General features: G+C 38.5%; 11 protein-coding genes and 1 other annotated feature. Of the genes, 1 reads left to right on the forward strand and 10 read right to left on the reverse strand.

All coding sequences use genetic code 11. The features are described 5' to 3' along the window. Positions 1–76 precede the first annotated feature (76 nt). Positions 77–613, forward strand: a complete 537-nt coding sequence (locus tag BALCAV_RS08660) for a DUF6612 family protein (RefSeq protein ID WP_003320499.1) — start codon at positions 77–79, stop codon at positions 611–613. Positions 614–766: 153 nt separating this feature from the next. On the opposite strand, the gene BALCAV_RS08665 is transcribed toward BALCAV_RS08660, so the two are convergent. From BALCAV_RS08665 to BALCAV_RS08720, 10 genes are all read right to left on the reverse strand, one after another. Continuing rightward, positions 767–3,388, reverse strand: coding sequence for a valine--tRNA ligase (locus tag BALCAV_RS08665; protein WP_200880884.1), 2,622 nt, complete (start codon positions 3,386–3,388; stop codon positions 767–769). Positions 3,389–3,604: 216 nt separating this feature from the next. After that, positions 3,605–3,829 (reverse strand) — a binding site (T-box leader). A 433-nt stretch (positions 3,830–4,262) separates the two neighbouring features. Beyond that, positions 4,263–5,279 (reverse strand): spore coat protein YsxE, encoded by a 1,017-nt coding sequence (gene ysxE / locus BALCAV_RS08670; RefSeq protein ID WP_003320504.1) that lies wholly within the window; start codon positions 5,277–5,279, stop codon positions 4,263–4,265. Beyond that, positions 5,276–6,190 (reverse strand): hypothetical protein, encoded by a 915-nt coding sequence (locus BALCAV_RS08675; protein WP_003320505.1) that lies wholly within the window; start codon positions 6,188–6,190, stop codon positions 5,276–5,278. Before BALCAV_RS08675 ends, ysxE begins: the two co-directional genes overlap by 4 nt. A gap of 275 nt (positions 6,191–6,465) precedes the next feature. Further along, positions 6,466–7,671, reverse strand: coding sequence for a stage VI sporulation protein D (gene spoVID, locus BALCAV_RS08680; RefSeq protein ID WP_003324486.1), 1,206 nt, complete (start codon positions 7,669–7,671; stop codon positions 6,466–6,468). A 246-nt stretch (positions 7,672–7,917) separates the two neighbouring features. Further along, positions 7,918–8,763, reverse strand: coding sequence for a carbohydrate ABC transporter permease (locus tag BALCAV_RS08690; RefSeq protein ID WP_003324484.1), 846 nt, complete (start codon positions 8,761–8,763; stop codon positions 7,918–7,920). After that, positions 8,763–9,713, reverse strand: a complete 951-nt coding sequence (locus BALCAV_RS08695; RefSeq protein ID WP_003324483.1) for a carbohydrate ABC transporter permease — start codon at positions 9,711–9,713, stop codon at positions 8,763–8,765. The genes BALCAV_RS08690 and BALCAV_RS08695 overlap by 1 nt, the downstream gene beginning before the upstream one ends. A gap of 123 nt (positions 9,714–9,836) precedes the next feature. Beyond that, positions 9,837–11,192: an ABC transporter substrate-binding protein gene (locus BALCAV_RS08700; protein WP_003324482.1), complete on the reverse strand. Its 1,356-nt coding sequence runs from the start codon at positions 11,190–11,192 to the stop codon at positions 9,837–9,839. A 454-nt stretch (positions 11,193–11,646) separates the two neighbouring features. Next, positions 11,647–18,786 carry a bacterial Ig-like domain-containing protein gene (locus BALCAV_RS21140; protein WP_003320897.1) on the reverse strand — a complete coding sequence of 2,380 codons (7,140 nt, stop codon included), beginning with the start codon at positions 18,784–18,786 and terminating at the stop codon, positions 11,647–11,649. Between the two features lie 361 nt (positions 18,787–19,147). Then, the gene (locus BALCAV_RS08715; RefSeq protein ID WP_003320895.1) at positions 19,148–19,786 is read right to left on the reverse strand and encodes a YesL family protein; all 639 of its coding nucleotides are present in this window, start codon (positions 19,784–19,786) and stop codon (positions 19,148–19,150) included. Between the two features lie 26 nt (positions 19,787–19,812). Then, positions 19,813–20,778, reverse strand: a complete 966-nt coding sequence (locus tag BALCAV_RS08720; protein WP_003320893.1) for a bile acid:sodium symporter family protein — start codon at positions 20,776–20,778, stop codon at positions 19,813–19,815. Positions 20,779–21,003 lie beyond the last annotated feature (225 nt).

The following is a 21,003-nucleotide window of genomic DNA, read 5'->3' on the forward strand; positions in this document are numbered from 1 at the left end:
GGAGGTGTTTTTGTGAGTAAAAAATTAATGATGTTTTTGTCCGTCACCCTTTTCATTTTTTTATGCGACATTAACAATGGCTGGTGAACTATACGAAGACTTTACCTACGCTTATATCGAATTAACGGTTGAAGAAGATGGCGAATATTCAAGAGCTGAATATTATCAAGATTATGATGTCATGTATTTAAATGAGGGAGAGACGGACTGGCTCAGCGGTCCAAGCGAGCCACTCGTTACCGACTCTGATACGAGTTATACAAACATCGCCAACGGCTTGCTTGAGATCCAAGATATCGTTACCGTTGAGGAAACAGCTCATCATTATGAAATTAAATATTTTGGAAATGATAGCAATGTCTTTTATGCCTTTCAAAAACCTTTTGATTTATCCTTTCAAGGCTTTGACTTAGAGAAGCATTTAGAAATGGAGCTTTTTATTTATGTAGATAAAGAATCGTCTTATATGTATTCCTTCACATTTAATATTTTAGCCGATAACAATGAATGTGTTGCCTACATTGAAACAAATGCAACGTTTGCTCGTTTCAATGAAATCGGAGAAATAATCGTGCCTGAAGAAGTTATAGAAGAAGCAACTGTTAATCATTGATAAGAAGATTTATGTGAATATGCTTATAGCCGCATCCTGCTTTAAGTTTAATATGTCGACAAGGATTTGGGCTTCATTGGGGACCTTTTAGAATCAAATAAGCAAAACTCCCATTCTCGTAAGAAAGGGAGTTTTGCTTTCATTTAATCAACTTTAGCCTTGTAATTCAGCAATTCGTGCTTGAACTGATTCACGTTTTGCTGTGTAGTCAGCTTGTTTTGCTTTTTCTTCTTCAATCACTTTTTCTGGTGCTTTTGCTAGGAAGCCTTGGTTGTTCAATTTTTTCTCAACCCGCTCTACTTCCTTATTAAGTTTCTCTACTTCTTTTCCAAGGCGAGCAATCTCTGCATCGATATCAAGTAAGCCAGCCAATGGTAAATAAATTTCCACTCCGGTTAACACGTTTGACATTGATTTATCTGGAGCGGTTACGTCTGTACCCATTTCAAGCTTACTAGGATTACAGAATTTCACAAGATACTCTTCGCCACGTTGTAATTGGTCGAGAACATCTGCATCCTTCGCTTGAACGACCATTTCGATTTGTTTACTCATTGGTACATTTAACTCTGAACGAGTGTTACGGATCGAGCGAATGATTTCTTTTAAAAGCTCCATGTCCTTGTTCGCTTCAGGGAAAATATATTCTTCAACCTTTGTTGGCCAAGCAGCAACAGTGATTGATTCGCCTTTATGCGGCAAGTGCTGCCATATTTCCTCGGTAATAAACGGCATAAACGGGTGCAATAAACGCATCGTTTGATCCAAAACATAAGCTAAAATCGAACGAGTCGTTTTCTTTGCTGCCTCATCTTCACCGTAAAGTGGTAACTTCGCCATTTCAATATACCAGTCACAGAAATCATCCCAAATAAAGTTGTAAAGAAGGCGCCCAACCTCACCAAACTCATAAACTTCAATTAAACGAGTCACATCTTCAATCGTTTCTTGAAGGCGAGTTAAAATCCATTTATCGGCGATTGATTTTTCACCACTGAAATCAATTTCATCATATGTTAAGCCTTCCATATTCATTAAAGCAAAACGCGAAGCATTCCAAATTTTATTACCAAAGTTCCACGTGGATTCAACTTTTTCCCAATAGAAGCGAAGGTCATTCCCAGGCGAGCTTCCTGTTGCTAAGAAAAATCTCAACGCATCGGCCCCGTATTTGTCAATGACTTCAATTGGGTCAACCCCATTACCTAGTGACTTACTCATTTTGCGGCCTTCGGAATCACGAATTAACCCGTGGATTAAGACATCTTTAAATGGACGCTCTTCAGTAAACTCAATTCCTTGGAAAATCATTCTTGATACCCAGAAGAAAATGATGTCATAACCTGTTACAAGAGCACTTGTTGGATAGTAACGTTTGAAATCAATTGCCTGCTCATCTGGCCAACCCATTGTTGAGAATGGCCATAAAGCAGAGCTGAACCATGTATCTAAAACATCCTCATCTTGATGCCAATTTTCAATATCTGCTGGTTCTTCACGGCCTACGTATAATTCACCTGTTTCTTTATGATACCAAGCTGGAATCCGATGCCCCCACCATAATTGTCTGGAAATGCACCAATCACGAATGTTTTCCATCCAACGAAGATACGTTCCTTCAAAACGTTCTGGAACAAAGTTGACTTTTCCTTCTGTTTGTTGAAGTTTTATCGCTTCATCCGCTAATGGCTGCATTTTAACAAACCATTGTGTTGATAAATATGGCTCAACAACGGCACCACTACGCTCTGAGTGACCAACCGAATGCATATGCTCTTCAATTTCGAATAAAACGCCCGCTTCTTGAAGGTCACGAACAATTTTTTTACGGCAAGCAAAACGGTCTAACCCTTGGTACTCACCTGCATTTTCATTCATTGTTCCGTCTTCATTCATAACTAAAACACGTTCAAGATTATGACGGTTTCCAATTTCAAAATCATTTGGATCATGGGCTGGGGTAATTTTTACCGCACCTGAGCCAAATTCCATATCAACATAATCATCGGCAACGATTGGAATTTCACGATTGGTAATTGGTAAAGTCACGGTTTTGCCAATTAAATGCTTGTAACGCTCATCTTCAGGGTGAACCGCAACGGCCGTATCGCCAAGCATCGTCTCTGGACGAGTTGTCGCAACATGAATTGAACCACTGCCATCCGTTAATGGATAGTTCATATGATAAAATGCTCCTTGGACATCCTTATAAATAACTTCAATGTCCGATAAAGCGGTTTTCGTTTGCGGATCCCAGTTAATAATATACTCGCCGCGGTAAATGAACCCTTTTTCATATAAGGAAACAAATACTTCACGAACTGCTTTTGATAAACCTTCATCAAGGGTAAAACGCTCACGTGAGTAGTCAACAGAAATCCCTACTTTTGACCATTGATCACGAATAAAGCCCGCATACTCCTCTTTCCATTCCCAAGACTTTTCTAAAAACTTCTCACGTCCTAATTCATAACGATTCGTACCTTCTTCTTTTAACTTTGCTTCTACTTTTGCTTGGGTTGCAATTCCGGCATGGTCCATTCCTGGTAGCCATAACATATCATTACCTTGCATCCGTTTTGTTCTCGCAATAATATCTTGTAGCGTTAAGTCCCAAGCATGACCTAAATGTAGTTTTCCGGTTACATTTGGCGGCGGAATCACGATCGAATATGGTTTTTTCGATTCATCCCCTGTTGCTTCAAAAAACTTACCGTCAAGCCATTGTGAATACCATTTTTTTTCTGTTTCTTGTGGATTATATTTGGTTGGCATTTCATGGTTTTGATTTTCCACTGTCATCACTCCAATTATTTGATTTATATTCTTTTAGCTGGCTCCATTTTGAACAACAAAAAACGAGCTCGCTCCACTATTAAGGAATACTTATGGAAGATTTTTTGCTCCTTTAACATATGAATCTCACTTTGAGAAATAAAGACTCGCCCTTTACATTTTATTCCTTTTAGAACATACAAAAACTCCCTCCATCCAAAGGACGAAGAGAGTTGATTCGCGGTACCACCTTTGTTTACACAAATAAAAGAGCATTCGTGTACACTCAACATGTTAACGGGTTTTCCCGACTTAACCTACTGTCTTTCAGTTAAGTGGCTCATAGGCGACCTTCCATTCATACAGCTTAAAGAATCTTACAGCCAAGGATTCTTCTCTCTAAAAGGTTCTGAATGTACTCTTCCTACTCAAAGCTTTTTTCTACTATATAAAAAAAATATGTATACGTTATTTTACTCAACGATAATGTTAATTGTCAATATCAGCATCGCCCATTTTCCGGTTTTTATTCATCTTCTTTTTAGAAAATGAACAAGTAAGTCTCCATTTCTTCTGTAATCGCATAGGCTGTAATATCTAAACCGTACAAAAGGAGTTAGTCGTACATGCGAAAACGAATGCGTTATTATAAGAAGCCCTGTCGCCCCGCTTGGTCATTCAAAATAAAAACGATTTGTGCTCAAATTCTCGTTCCACTTATTTGCTTTCAATTTATTCGAACCATTTTACTCCCGACAACCTTTGATCTTTTTTTGTTGACGATAATGGTTGTGTTATATTGTTCGATTTGGTTTAAGTTATGGTAAAACTTTAACATAGAAAAAACGTTCCCTTCACTTGAAAGAGAACGTTCTTATTGTTGCTCCTGTTCTTGTTCGACAATTAATTTTTGTGTCAATCTTTGCACTTTTCGCATCGAAAGGAGACGTTTCTCTAAGCGTTGTACATGTTCAATTTCACTTCTGGAACGTTTTTTCTGTACGTATGCTTCAACCGCAAATACAATCGGCTCTGGAAAATTTAGATAGGCACAAATGAGATGTTTTTCTTCATCAAGTAACGGCAAATGTTTTTCATAACGAAAAAACCACTTTAACACTTCTTCTTCAGACCACATTGCTCTTGGAAAACTGTAGCGGCAAAACCCCGCAATATCTCGTGCCGGTGTATCTATGCTCGCTCGTTCAAAATTGATGAGGAGAGGTTCATTTTCCATGTTAATAATCGAATGAGAGCGTGACAGACGTCCATGACATAAAACAGTTCGATATTTTTCCTTCTCTAAACAAATTTCATACCACTTCTCTAAATGATACTCCGCTCGTTCTGCCATCTGATCGAGCATATGAGCATGAGTAATAAAGGAGAGTTCAAAAGGAGACATATACGTCTTCGCCTCGGCAAGGTCAGCAAAACGAGATAGTTCAAGTCGCCTCAATTCCCAGTGAGATAATAAGCGATTATACGATTTTTCAATTGTCTCCTTTGAGAATTTCTGTGTTTGCACGGTGACACGATGAACAATCGCCATTTGAGCAATCAGCTTTTCTTCTTGTGATTCTCTCCCTAAATACTCCACAGGTTCGACCCAAGGCATTAAATAATACGTATGAGAATTCGTTGAAATCGTATATTCTCCGTACTTGGTCGGAATAATCGGGATTACTTGATGATAATTATGTTTGGCTAGCATCCTCATCGCCTGTACAAATTCATCCGCTTGAAGTGGGGTCATCGTTGTTTCCTTTAAAGCAAAATCTCCACGGGAAGTGGAAATCCTTTTGATTTTTCCATGTTCTTCAATCGACTGAGGGTACACATCGTAATAAAATAAAATCGATGAATACGGATTCTCTTGTTCTTGCCTCATCTTGTACTCACCTTCTTTTTCTGATCTAACCATCGACTCATAAAGGTAACGAGCTTTTTTGAGCGCTCCCATTCAATAAGTGAAAAGCGGATAGCTTGTTCAATATCATGATCTGTCACATCGGTCCTTTGAATTTCTTCCGCGACTCGATTTAATTCGTAAGGAATCAGGCATTCAGCGATAAATAACATCACTTGCTCATCTGGAAAACCTTCAACCGTTCGCATCGTTTCTACTACTTTTTCTAACGATTCCTCTCCATGCTCTTGAAGCCAATAAAGAAAAAGCTGTCGTAACCCTTGATAAGAACGTACTGGAGCTTCAACTGTCCCATTCCAAAAAAGAACTTCATACACTTTTTTCGCTTGCCTAACTGAATAAATGTTGTCCATTAACGGAACTTGCTCACTACCTGCTAATTTAACCAATTGTTCGGACTTTTTAACTCGAAAGTGAACTTCTTTTAAACAATCTGATAAAATTGCTCTTTGTTCACTTTTGATAACTGGTAACAAATTAGAAATTTCTTCGTACTTACGTGAGAAACGCTTTTGTTCCTTAACTTCAGCTTTAGTCAATTGCCCAAAACGAATCAGCGCTCCGAAAAAAGTGCCCCATTCAATTTCTTTTCCTTTTTCCAAAAAGTAATCCTCAATTTCATCATGAACCGTAACCCAACCATCTTTCCACTCTACAAATGGTTCTTCTGCTTTGGTGCGAATCATTCTATCAACTAACACATGAGGCGTGACACTGCAACAGTCACGCCATACGATATGCCAATCTAAGATTTCTTTATTAAGCCAGTATTGAATTTTTTTTCGCCCTTGATCGGTTTCAAGAATCGCTTGATTAATAAATTGAGCTTCCTTCCATTGATAATTTTCTTTAAGCCAATCCAATAATTCCATCCCTTTACTCCTTTAACAAAAAGCGTAGCCTGTTTGCCCAGAAGCGAGAAAAGAGCCGTTGGTATACTCCGCCAGCTGCATGCCCTACACGTTCCGCGGGTGAGTCGGGAGCCTCCTCGTTAACGCTGCGGGTCTCCCCTCCCTCACTAATCCCGCAGGAGTCTCCGGGCATTCCGCTGCCTCCGTTTGGTTTAACCAAAAAACAATTGACTCCACTTAGTAGTGAACATTTTGATTCGTTTTTCTCAAAGTTTTAACAGGTCTAGCTAGGTTAATTACGATTGGTTCGAAACTGGAATGTACAGTATTTGTCCTTCTTCCACTTGCTCTTCCTTTAAACGGTTGAAACGAATTAACGTACTTGTTGGTATATCGTAGCGCTCGGCAATCGAATCAAGTGACTCATTTTCTTGGATAATGCACATTTTCCATTTCGAAAATCTTTCTTCACCCTTTGTGAGCATTTTTGTTAAATAAAGAGCATTTTCTTCTTTACGAGTTTTTTCCTCTACTTCCTCTTCATATTCTTCCTCAGCAAGCACTTCATCCACTAGCTCTTCTTCCTCTATAATTGCAGCTGGGCTCGAACGTGCATACTCAAGTTCAGGCTCGACTTCGACAACTTGGGCTTCCTCTTCTGTCGGATGTATTTGAACAACAGGTTCCTTCTCTGTTGTGTCTTCTTGTTGGGACGATGGCTCGTTTTGTGCATGTGGCTCTCGTTCTTGGTTCTCCTCTTGCACAAACTGCTCTTCCTTTTTAGCAACTGGTGTTTTTTTCTCTTTATATAAATACTCCAATGGTTTTCTTTCTTCAACTGGCTGTAACTCCGGCTCTAATTTCTTCGCAGTTGGTGCTTCCTCTTCTGCTTGTGCTTCTTCTTTTTCAAAAACAGGTGGGCTAATCGGAGCCGGTATTTCTTTTTCCTCTACTTTCCTCGCTTCAAAACTAAAGCTTGTATCTTCTAAAGAATTGTCTGGTATGGCTTCAGGCTCAATTTCTAACTCCTCGTCCTCCTCACGCACCTCTTCTTCTTGATGCGTTGCCATCCCACTAATGCCAACATCGGCGGTCAATTGAATGCAACTTTTCTCTGGCAAATCATAATCAAACGACTCAACCTCGACAAAGACATCATCAAGATTTTGAATACGACTTATCGGAATCGTTACATCAATCGGGAAAAAGTGCTTAATTTCTCCTTGACCTTCCTCTGTTAATTGAAATTCTTCAACGGAGCGATAAGAAATTTGTTCCTCTAGTGGCTGTTCCGGATCCAACTCAGATTCCGCTCGACTCACCGCTACATATTCCCCTACTAGTCTTAAGCCACCCTTAATATAAACATGCTGATTATGCTCTTCAATCGTAATCTCTGGTTCTAAAGACATTGACAATACTTCCTTCACTTCTTGACCTTTATTCAACCAAACAGATTCTTCAATTGAAAAAGACAATTTCGACGGATGCTCCTGTGTCATCGTACATAACCTCCCTTAATTCATCGTACAAATAAATAAATTCGAAACATGATAAGTTCACAATAACACTCTATGACAAGTATCCAGAGATTATGATTGTTAAGCGAAACATTTCTTCTTAATAAGGGAAATTGTCCTCTTAATGCCGTTCGTTTTCCATACAGCCTAAGCATTAACTCAAAAAAGCCCCCGACTAGGAAGGCTTTCAATCCATTCATTTTTACGTCTCCACAATTCATCTCATGACTACTTCAATCCCGTTGTCGCAATCCCTTTCACGATATACTTTTGACAGAAGATGAATAAAATAAACTGTGGTAATAACGAAAGAGATGACATCGCAATTAATGGTCCCCAAGCTGTCATCGCATCAGGATCCATAAAACCTCTTAACCCTAAAGCGACCGTATACAACCTGGTATCTTGTAGGAAAATTAACGGAGAAAAGAAATCATCCCATGTCCACATAAACGCAAAAATCGTTACCGTTATGAGTGCTGGTTTACATAAAGGTAAAATAATCCGCCAAAAGATCCCAAAATGACTGCAACCATCAATCGTCGCTGCTTCATCTAGTTCCCGTGGAATACCACGAATAAATTGAACCATCAAAAAGATAAAGAAAGCTGATCCCCCTAAAAAAGCAGGAACAATTAATGGCAAGAATGTATTCACCCAGCCAATATTATGAAAAAGAATATATTGTGGAATAATGACAACTTGAACTGGTAACATCACCGTACCTAATAAACAAGCAAACAACACTTTTTGAAACTTAAACTTTAAACGAGCAAACCCGTAAGCGACTAAACTCGAAGAAATTAATGTTCCGATAACGACAAAGGAAGTGACAATCATCGAGTTTTTAAAAAATAAATCAAAACCAAAATTTCCGTAACCTTCCCAACCGATTGAATAATTTTCCCATTGAAAGACAGAAGGGATTAAAGAGGCTGCATTATGAAAGATTTCCGCTTCTGGTTTTACAGAGCTAGCAAACATCCATAAAATAGGATAAATCATCAAAAACCCAAGACCAATCATGAATGTATGATAAATGATGGATGATAATCTTGATTTTTTATCGAGCATTATGATTTGCCTCCTTCTGATTCATAATAAACCCATTTTTTGCTCGTAAGGAAAATAATCGCAGTAAATGCTCCTATAATAACTAAGAGGACCCACGCTAAGGCTGAAGCATAGCCCATCCGGAAATACTCAAACGCATTTTGATAAAGATAGAGGGCATAAAGTAATGTTCTATCAATAGGGCCTCCTGCGGTTATTAAGAAAGCCTGTGTAAAAGTTAAAAATCCATTAATAATCGCAAAAATGAGATTAAAGAAAATAACCGGTGTCAACATCGGCAATGTGATATTGAAAAAAGATTGAATTTTATTAGAACCGTCAACTGCTGCCGCTTCATATAGCTCTTGTGGAATTTGTTTTAAACCAGCTAGAAAAATAACCATCGGTGAGCCAAACTGCCAAACAATTAACAAGATCAAAACCGATAACGCATAATCAGGATGAGCAAACCAGTTATACCCTTCAACTCCAAACCAAGAAAGAACATGGTTCAACGCCCCTTCACGTCCGAAAATTTGTCTCCAGATGACGGCTACTGCAACACTACCACCAATAATTGATGGAACATAATAAATTAAACTATAAAACCCTGAGCCTCGATGACCCGTATTCATTAACATCGCAACAGCTAAGGCAAAAACTAACCGAAGTGGTACAGCAATAGCAACGAAAATAAGCGTCACTTTTAAAGTCGTCCAAAACCTTGGATCATTCGTAAACATCCGTATGTAATTGTCAAAACCTATCCATCTAGGGGCACTCAATAAATCATAGCTCGTAAACGATAAATAAAGGGAATAAATCATAGGACCTACAATGATTGCGATAAATCCAAAAAGCCAAGGTGAAATAAAAGCATAGGCGACGAGATTTTGCCTGAAGTTTCTTTTTTCTTTTGTCATCGTCTTAATAGCTTTTTCCTTTTGCTCCAGATTAGGAAGACTACTCATAACCAAACCTCCTTATTTATAAAGCGGAGCCTGTTTTCTCGAGCTTCTAACAGGCACAGCTAGATTAGAAGTAGAAGCCACCTAAATAGCTCGTCTAAATGACTTCTACTTATTATTGTTGCTCTATTGTCGACTAATAATATCAAGTACCTCGGCTTTATAACGACTAACCGCATCTTCTGGCGTAATCACTCTATAGAGTAATTCCATAAAAATTCGATTGAAGGCATCATCTAGTTCGCTTCCAGATGGTGGCGGTGGTGGCGGTGCGTCTCCAGCGTATTCACCAATTAAATCAATATAGTCAAATTGTTGCTGGACCGTTTTCTCAACACTGCTAAACATATGTTCACGAATTTCAGAGGAAATCGGTACACCTCTATCCCCTTGCAAAATATCGTTTGCCTCTGTACTATTTGTCATCCAATCCATAAACTTAACGACTTCTTCAGGATGATCCGTATTTGGACTCATTGAATATAATAAGGAAGCTCGGATATAAGCTCCTGTTTCTCCCGTTGGACCAGAAGGAAGAATCGTCATTTCTAAATCACGATTTGCTGCTTCTACAACCGCAACGATTTGATTACTATGAATAATTTGCATCGGTGCCTGTTTATTTACAATTAAATAATTCTCAATTGTATCTGAAGCTTCATTCACATCGGCAGGAGGAACGACACCTTCATCTTGTAGTTCAATCCAGAAATTCATAAAGTCAATGAACAATTGATCATCTTCCCAACCTAAATCCGTTCCTTCTTCGTTATACAACCATTCACCTTGCTGTAATAACCAAGTACCTAATGCTCGAGAATGGTTAACATCAATATAAGTCCCATATATATCTAATGCTTCCGATAATTCACGGGCAGTATTGGCAAAATCATCCCACGTATATCCAGGCTCTAATATTGGTACACCAGCTTCCTCAAACATCACCGGATCATAAACTAACGCGAACGCATTACTACCAGTACTTAATCCAACTAACTCACCTTGAAAATAACCAGGGTCTAAATTACTTTGGTCAATATGGTCTACATTAATGTCTCCAGAATCAACATATGGTTGAAGGTCAGCTAATTGGCCTCGGCTTCCATACATCGGCAACCAACGGTCCACCATTTGGAAAATATCTGGAGCATTTCCACCAGCCACTTGAGTAGCTAAACGATCCGCATAGTCGTCAAACCCTAAAAACTCTGGTGCAATCGAAACATGTGGATTTAAACCTTCATAGACTTCAATAAGCTCTAATGTACGATCATGTCTATCTTGATTTCCCCACCATAAAAAGCGGAGTTCTACATCACCCTCATCATCACCAGCAGGCTGATTGTCTGACTCACCTGATGAGCCTGAATCACTACTATCATTTGAACCGCTTACATCATCCGATCCATTCGAACAAGCTACTAATATAGAAACAAAAAACAACATAACCAACAATAATACCGTTTTAATTGACTTTGACATTTTTCTCCCCCTTAATTTAATAAATAAAAGAAAACGCCTTCATTTCGTTATAAAACTTTCTTTCTCGATTTTCTTTGATACCTACCCCCTATTTATCTAAAATATTTTTTTCACCTTATTGGAAATCTGTTTGCAGTGACATCTCATTCCGTAAAGGTTAAACCTAATTTATACGATCGATGAAGATAACGTCTACAATCCTTATAACAGATGAGTGTAAACGCTACCAAAATATCACTACATTCAGTAAAAACTAATAAAATGAATACATATATAAGGTAATGATTGTCTCTTTCCGGCTATAAGAAGCTACTGAGCTATTGCGACTTCTCTCTTCCATATAAAAAAGCTTGTCGACAGTCCCCGGAAACGAGACTTCATCGACAAGCTAAGCGACTAAGAATTTAAACCTTTTGCTCTTTTAGAAATGGCCTAATCTTTTATTTATGATTGACTAAATGTCTAGACGGCCATTCTTTTTTCTTTTCATAAATAAATGAATCAGTATCCCCATACTCATTAAGAGGATACCATATAGAAGAAATTGATAATGTTGAGTAGCTGTGTTTGGTAAGCCTTGCTCCTCTTCTACCTTCTTCCCTGTTCCACCTTTTTTATTGTCGTTATTCTCTTTTGAGCCACCTTCATTTTTTCCACCAGCATTGACATCATCATCAGACTGTTCATCTTGTCCCTTTCCAGGTAATTTGTCTACTGGCTTTTTATCCTCTCCCTTTTTATCTTCTTTTTTCTCATCCTCTTTTTTCTCTTCCTCTAGCTCATCTTCTTTTTTCTCATCCCCTGGTTTTTCTTCCTCTTTCTCGTCTTCTTCTTTCTTTTCCTCTTCTTCTATTGCTGGAAGTGCTCCAACATGGGCTGGGTCTTTCCCTGCTGTATTTAAAAAGCTATCTACTGTTAAGCGTAGGAAATCTCCCCATTCAATGGAACCATCCTCATTTCGACTATAAAATTCTGGTTCAACAAGACTAGCAAAATCCGCTTCTTTTACAACTTCACCGTTACTATTCACGGATTGAGTTCCATCAAAGAAGAAGTTTGTTTCATCGACATTACCTGAAATAAAATCAGGGACAGCATCTGCTGTATTCGTTCTAAACGATAAATTGTTCTTAAATGTCCCTTGCTCCTCAGGTGAAAAATATGGATTTAACCTAAAGATGAAATTAAATCGCTCATTATCAAACGATGTATTATTTTCGATGACTAAGGCACCTGGGTTAAAGTTATCTGTAAATCCGTCCATGCTATTATGAAAAGCAAGATTATTTTTCACGATATGGGCGACTGGTAATCCTTCCCCACCGACTTTAAACCCATTCCGATTCCCATAAGCAATATTGCCATCAAGGAGGACTGGCATATTCGGCCCTTCATTAATTCGGTTATATAAATCCCAACCATCATCAACGTTATCATGAGCAATATTCCCTCTAAACACATTTCCTTCACCGACACCTAATTTAGCCGCAAACCCATCTGCATCAATTTGAGATACATCTTCATTATGATGTGAAGTACTGTTTAACACGAGGTTATGCTTTGGCCAATCATTTGGATCGGATCCATCTCCGGTAATATGGAGGCCCGTATTGCCATTATAACTAAAGGTCATCATTTCAATTATATTATGATCCCCTTTTAACCTCATACTCGTTGCTGCTGCTCTTGTTAGCTCAATTCCATAAAGATGCCAATAATCCGCTTCGAGGCGAAGAATTTCATTCAAGCTTCCTTGACCATCAATTACAACTTTCTCTCCATTATAAGGAACGATCTGTTTTCTTTTCCCCTCTTCACCGCTATACTCTTCACTAATTCTAATCATTGAGTCAGGGGTGTAGATGCCTCCACGCATAAAGATTGTTTCACCAGGAAGTACATATTGAATCGCTGTTATGAAGTCCAATGGATCCTCAATCGTCCCTGTTCCTGAGCTCGTTCCTTCAGGTGAGACAAATAGCCCTTCTCCACTTGTAAAAATTTGCTTTGTGACAGCAATTTCTCTCGTGATCGGCTGATCCGTTGGGGCCCCCTCAGGAAGATAAGTCACTTTAAAATTCGTTATTTCATTTTCAAGCTCGGCTTTATATTCAAAAACATCATTCGCTTCGATCTCTGCCTGACTAATCACTTCTTGCTCATCTTTTGTAATCGAAATCGTGCCTTTGTAATTGGCTAAAATCTTTAAGTTATAATCAGTCGCTCCCGATTGTGGGGCTGAGACGATATTCATCGCTGCATTAGCTAAAGGCTCCTCAACGATTGGCGACTGAACCGTATTAGCTTCACTTAAAGTAATGCTCGCATTCTCTACGCGAATTTTCGCATTTCTAGCCGCATAAAAGCCTAAGTTCATCTGATTGGAATCGATCACTTGAACGAGATCCGCCCCTTCTACCTCTTCTTCAAAGTGGACCGTCTCACCAGTATGAGTTGTATAGCTCGTTGAAAGAATAAAAGAAGTATCGGTTCTTTCAAGCTTCATTCGGATCGGCGTATCTAAATTCGCATGGTGGTTGGCATTTGTACTAAATGGTGACATTGAGAATGTTGAACCGAAATTCCCCCAAGGATTTAAAACTCCTGTTCGGCTAATTGGAGCAACTCGGACTTGTTCTTTATTCGAGCCATTTACCCGGACAGCACCAACTCCAAATATGTTCGAGGCAGCTGGTACCTCTTCAAAGCCAGGTAACATCGGATCTTGGCGGGCTCCCCCATTCACATCCCTCACCATAATTCCAGCACTATCTTGCGTGCTTGGACCAGCGGCCGTTTCAGGTCCAAATTGTTCGACATAAATATCCGCTTCTAGAACAAAATTATGGACGTTCGGATCTAAAGTCGTATAGTAAAAAGTTAGTCCGTCATGACCGGCAGCAATTTTTCCACCACGGCTTTCTAGAATAATAGAATCTTCAATCGTGCCTGGAACAGCTGGTTCTGCATAGTTTGTTCCTACTTTTTCAGGTATCACATTCGAATTAAAGTTTAAATCAGTCGACTGACCGAACGTAATAGCCTCCCATACTAAATCAGGATTCTCTGAACCTTCATTAGAAAGAAGATATTTAAAGAAATCTCCCCAGACGATATTTCCGTTTTCATCTTTTTGATTGACGATGGATGGCAAATCATAAGGGTTTAATGGCAAGGTTGGTTCTGAAATAATAAACTGATCATCCGTTAACGTTTGCGAACTTGAATTGGTTGATTTCGTTCCGTCGAAATAGAAATTATTTTCACCTGTTTGTTCCGCTGGATATCGATCCCGATACGCAGAACCCGTCCGCTCACTTTGATAAGATACGATTCCATCTATCGTAAAATCCGGTGTAATATGATCGTAAGTGGAAATGTGTAAATTACCTTCCTGATTGTTATATACGATGGAATCTTCAATAATCAAACCTGGATTACTATTACTCGTTATGCCGTATTTCCCATTGTTGAAAGCAAGACTATTTCGTAAAATATGAGGAACATGAACACCCTCTCCTCCTAATTTAAAGCCATTTTTATCGCCGCCTCCACCGGTTCCATTCGTCAAAATCCCGTTGTTGAAGGCAATGCTATCTTCAATTAATACGACACCTATTGGACCAGAGCCAACTTTTGTATATAAATCATACCCATCATCGACATTGTTATGGGCTACTAAACCTCGTAATATATTCCCTTCACCGACCGTCAACTTGATCGCAAAACCATCGGCATTATTTTGAGCAGGGTCCATATTATCAAAAGCAACACTGTATTGAATCAAGTTATTCGAAGGCCATTCATGCATTTCAGTGAGTGAATAATCAATTCGGCTCATTTGGAAGCCTGAATCACCATTATTATAAAAGCGACTATACTCAATGACATTGTCACTCCCAGCAAGGTGGTAACCTTTTGTATTACCAGCCGAGTTAGTGAAATCAAGCCCAGATACATGCCAGTAGTTCCCCTCATGAAGCATCCCATCAGAACTGCGGTCAAAGTCAAACACAGGTCTTGCTCCTTCATCAGCCACTAAATATTTCATTTCTTCAGCTGTACCGTCATTGTATCGTTTAATATGGAGGGCTGATTGGCGAACATAATTCCCATCAAGGGCGACAATTGATTGTCCAGGTTGAACGAAATCAATCGCTGTATCAATGTCAAGTGGATTGCTTCTTGTGCCATCCCCTTGACTGTTTCCTTCTGGTGAAATATAAATATTATGACCGTCTGCAAAAGTATTGTGGACGACTGTAAAATTCTGTATAACCGGATTATAAGATGTTAAATATTGTCTATCATCTGGGATTAAAGTGATACTAAACGTCGTATTACTCTTCTCATTTAATGTAGTAGGAAGGTCGATTACCTGTCCCGCTTGCACTAGGATTTGTTCAGTCTCTCCGCTTCCCCCTTGCCTAACATTTAAGACACCATCCACATTTGCTCGTACTTTTAAATCATAATTAATCAACGGTGTTTTATTTAACGAGAGCACCTCAATCTCTGGTTTTATTTGCTCCAACGGTCGTTCTACTTTTGGTGCATCTGTAGCCGCAGCAGTGACCGCAAACTCAATATTATGAACTTCAATTGTTGCTTCGCGTGCTGTATAAAACCCAACATAAATGTTATCATCTTGAACATTCAAAATTTCAGGTTCAAAAATAATCTCTTCATACTCATTGTTTAACTTTCCGACAAAGCCACTATTCGTTTTTGCCAAAGTTAAGCGATATTCTTGTTCTGGATACGTATTTTCCAATGAAGGTCGTTCCTCTTTTAACATCACCCTTTGAATGTCTTCACTGCCTTCACCGTCAGGGGCAATGACACCTGTTCTTGCAAATAATTGAGTTCCATTTGGCCAAATCGTCCTCCCAGCAAAACCACCAACAGCCGCTATATTGGAAGAAAAAACAGCCGAATCATCTGGTTGACCGATCGCATCTCTGGCCATGATGCCAAACGATTCTTGTCCATCATGGGGAGTTTTTGCATAGTGAATGACCTTAATATCAGCCGATAATTCAAAGTTATCTTCATTTGCATCAATCACAGTGTAATAATACGTAATCCCGTCATGGTCCCCGGTTATTTTTCCAGCATTTTGTCCTGTCGATGCTTCAAGCTTGATTACTTGTTCTTCAAGTTTTCCATCTTGTATCACTTCCCAAATATTTCGGTTCGTCCCGATGGATTGCCCAAATCTAATAAACTCCCAATCATATTCAACTACCTCTCTAACCGTCACTTTTAATGTTGTAGAAGGCATACTTGTGTCGTGTGGCTTGATGTCAATCGAATAAATTCCAGGCTCAGAATTATCAAAAAGTGACAAGTCAAGATCATATAAATCTTCAGCTAAAACTTCTTCATCGAAATTATCATAGACTTTAGATACCTCTAACCCTGATCGTTCAAAGCTTTCGCCAATGTAATAAGTGGTTTTCGGATAATCGGTCACTTTGATTTTAGCTAACTCTTTTTCCTTCACTGTCACACTAAACGTCACTTCCACCCCTTTATGAGCAACTGTCAATTCTTGCTCACTAGGTGCCGATGTATCTAATGCAGAAACAGTAAATTCATCCCTCAACAGTCGAACACTAGAACCGTCATCATACTTTGCATAGACGACCAAACCACTTAGATCTATTTCATCCCCGATAAAATAGACCGTTTTCTCTGGTAGACTGTCAATCTCTAGTGCTTGTAATTTTGTATCTTTCACTTCAACATTGAAAGTCACCGATTTTTCTGGAGTTTCCGTTGAAATGACCTCTACTTCAATCATTCCAGCATGTTCAAAAATATAAGCCTCATCAACTATAGTCGCTTCAGGAATCGAAAAAGTGTAGTCATCCGGAGTGAGCTCCTCTTTTAGCCCTGTATTATAAATGGCTTGTACGACAAAACCATTTGCATCAAACCTGTCTCCTAAATAATAAGTCGTTTTCGCCGGGTAATAAAGAATCTCTAGCTCCTCAACAGATAAGGAAGCAATCATCAAATCAATCGACGTTTCCAAACCATTAAAATGAACTGTTACTGTATTAGGACCAGCACTACTACTATCAAATCCTGTTACAATATACTCATTTTGCGAAAGAGTTTCTGTGCGTTCAACCCCATTTGAATCGCTCCAAGTTGTTATCACGACTAACCCGTTTAAGTCTAAATTTTCACCAATTAAATAATCGGTTTTCATTGACGTAGAATTCGCATTTAACTGTGTTGGTATTCGTGCATCAGTTTTGATTTCAAAATTACTGAAGGTAACTTCTGCATCTCTTGCGACGTATAATCCGGCAAAAAACGTTTCACTAAATAGTTCTTCTTGAACAAACACTTCCCTTTGTCCATTAGTCGTTACAACATAGACGTTACCTGATTTGCGAATACTCAAATCGTAAACCTCACCAGCTGAAGGCACCCGAACATCAAAAGGCGACAGTTTGATTTGTGTCCCCGTACTCGGTGTTGTTCCTGTTACACTATGTTTATAAAACCCTTTCATCTCATTTGTATCAAGAGCTCCGACGGCGACATAATTCGAACTTTGTGTTGCCGAACCTACCTCAAACTGGTCACGGATCATGACTCCGAACGATTTTTGATTAGGTGTAGAAATGCTGCTATCTGTATTAAAGCTGTTTACAGTTGCCTTTGTTGTTATTTCAAAATTTGAATCTGCTGGCAATTGTTTATACAAATAAGAGACACCTTCATCATTGCTTGCCACCTTTCCACCTGATGCAAATAAAGTGACCGATCCATCTTCATGAAAAGTTGGTTCAGGATTTCTTTCATCACTCGTATTCGATCCAAACTTTTCAAACTCCCAATCACCTGTTCCTATTGTCGGTTGAATCGAGAATTCGACGTCACTAAAAGTAACCGTTGCATTTCTAGCGACATATAACCCGAAATAATTCAACGCCTCATCATATTCGATAATTTGTGTATCATTTCCGACTGAAAGGGTATAAATATTGCCTACTTTTCTAATCGTTAGCTCATAAGTTTCATTTACTTGTGGCTGACGTGCTAAAGTAAATTCATACCCATCTTTCGTCTGTACTCCAAGCTCGTCACCTTCTTTAAAGCCCTTTTTATAATAGGCTTTCATCTCTTGGTCAAGGGCACCAAGAGCCAAATAATTTCCGGTAAAAGAAGCTAGTCTCTCATTATGTAAGACATTACTTCTTAACATTAAACCAAAAGAAACTTGATTATTAGCCGTCCATGATTCTACATGAGCGGTTGCCTTGAACTCAAAGTTAACATCAGGCTCTATTTCTTTAAAATAATAAACGAACCCTTCTGTCGCCGCAGAGATTTTGCCACGGTCATTGGAAGCGCGTAACGTCACATCACCTGTTTCATGTTCCATAATCGAAAAATTCTCGACATTTAAATCATTTGTACCCGTATCACCCATCACACTGCCATTCCAGTCACTATTTATTTCGATCATTTCATCTTGAGGCTCAGTGGCTGAAGCAACCAATGTGAAATTAAAATTAGAAAATATGAGAACAACAATCATCCAAACTGACAACCAACGTTTTCCTTTTTTCATTTACCTTGTCCTCCATAAGTTTTTTCCCTCAACAGGTTCAGACCACGTTCAAACTCTTTTCTGTACTCACCTCACTTTAAATTGAATTAGAGACATTTGGCCTAAACGAATTGTCGTTACAATCAACCCAAACGCCCTAATTCTTTGATAATTAAACCGTAACGCACAAAACAAAATTACGTCTATAATCCCTAGTGCAGATTCATGTAAGCGGTATCAAAAATGAATAAAAAGGGATAGAATCTAATAAATTGAATACAGACATAAGCTGATGATTATTCAAATTATTCTAAAAATTAAACCCCAAAATCGATAATCTCCTCTAGAATCCAACATAAAAAATGGCTGGTTTCTCTTTCCATTAACCAGCCAGTTTATTTCGTCGATCTACTTCTTCTATTTTATTAAAAATTCGGTGTGCAATAATCATAAACATCATACTTAATGGGGCAACACTAAAGAATAATAAAGAAGCTGGTGCGACTTCAAGAGCGATATAACATAAAATTAAACAAAGAATCATTGAGAAGGTATGAAAAGGATTAGATAGGCCAAGGATAAACGCATATTTTATATTTTGAAAGAGCTTCAAATCATAGTGAACATACACTTGAAAAATATAAAGAGTCATAACCAAATAATTAAAAGCAATCACAACAAAAAGGTAGAAGAAAATTTGTGACATTCCGCTTTCTAAATGATAAAAGAAATACAAATCAATGAATAAAATCACAGCTAAACTCGTTAAAATGAAACCGAGTCCATTTGATTTCACAAACTCCCTCTTGTATGTTTGCCAAAATTCTTTTGAAATCTGTAATTCCTGCTCCCCATTAATCCATTTTCGTGCTAATGTAAACATCGCGACGGTTGCTGGGAATACGCCCAAAATAATCCCTCCGAGTAAAACAAACCCAACCCATAATATATTGACGATCGCTAACTTAGCAATCCATTCAAAAGCCCGATAAAAGACGCCATATACACCATTTGCCTCCATTTACAATCCACCTTCCTCATTCCTATTTATAAACCGGCTATCTTTTTTAGTTTTTCCTCACGATCTTTTGATTTGACGATGATTTTTCCAATCGCTGCAGCAAGCACCTGCTGAAACAAAATAACCACAATGATTGGAATACTCACTTGCGGCGGAAAATAGGTAACCGCTAAGGCTGAGCCTACCCCGTTATTTCTTAATCCGCTGCTATAAGTTAAACTGATTCCAATCGTTTGATCCCACTTAAATATTTTTGCTGCCGTAAATCCTAACACATAACCAACAACCGTTAATAACAAGAGGGTAACGAATAATTTGAGCAATGAAACATTTGTGTCCTTTAGAAAAGGGGCTGCGACCGAACAATTAATGGCAATCACTAGAAGCAAACCACACTTTGCAAAAGGAGCTAATGTTTTTTTGATTTCCCCCGAAGGCTTTGTGAAAAAATGGGTACAAGCTAATCCTATAATGGAAGGAACAACAACCATCCAGATAAGCCCTTTCATTACCTCCCAAATAGGTAAGGACACCTCCGTTCCTATTAATAGCTGTAAAGAAAGAGGAACAAGAAAAGGGGCAAGCATCGTATTGACTAAAATAATCGTTAAAGTCGTTGAACTGCTCCCTTTATAAATAGACACCCACATTAAACTCACGATTCCTGTAGGGATGACAAAGGCTAATACGAGCCCGGTCACAATATACATGTCATCAGCAAAAAAAAGATGTCCTCCCCCAAAGGCTAGAAGCGGCATTATCACTTGTAAAATGATTAAACTAATAAAAATGGGCAAAGGATTTTTAATGGCATGTCCAATCTCCTTTACCTTAAGCCCGAGGCTACTCGAAAAAGTAATACAAGCAAAAATCCAAGGCACTAAAAAAGCATAAGAATGGAGAAAGGAAAATATCGTCATTCCACCTAATACAAATAAGGGAGTAATAAAAGGAAAGTAAGTCTCTAATGTTGTGTTTGCTTTTTCAAACAATGGCTTCCTCCCCTTTATACACATACAATTGAGTGTAGTCTATTAACCTATGCATAATTGAATTGCTTGCTTTTAAATATACATCTTTCTCCTTAAAACGACTATAATCTTCTTGACAGTTTATAAGAATGAGAACATAAATCGCTACAAACTTATCTAATGAACGCTATATAAGATAATGATTATTCTCTTTTTCCCTCACTAATCATCCTTCTCAAAAATATT

It is taken from the genome of Alkalihalobacillus alcalophilus ATCC 27647 = CGMCC 1.3604, assembly GCF_000292245.2.
GTDB lineage: Bacteria > Bacillota > Bacilli > Bacillales > Bacillaceae_D > Alkalihalobacillus > Alkalihalobacillus alcalophilus.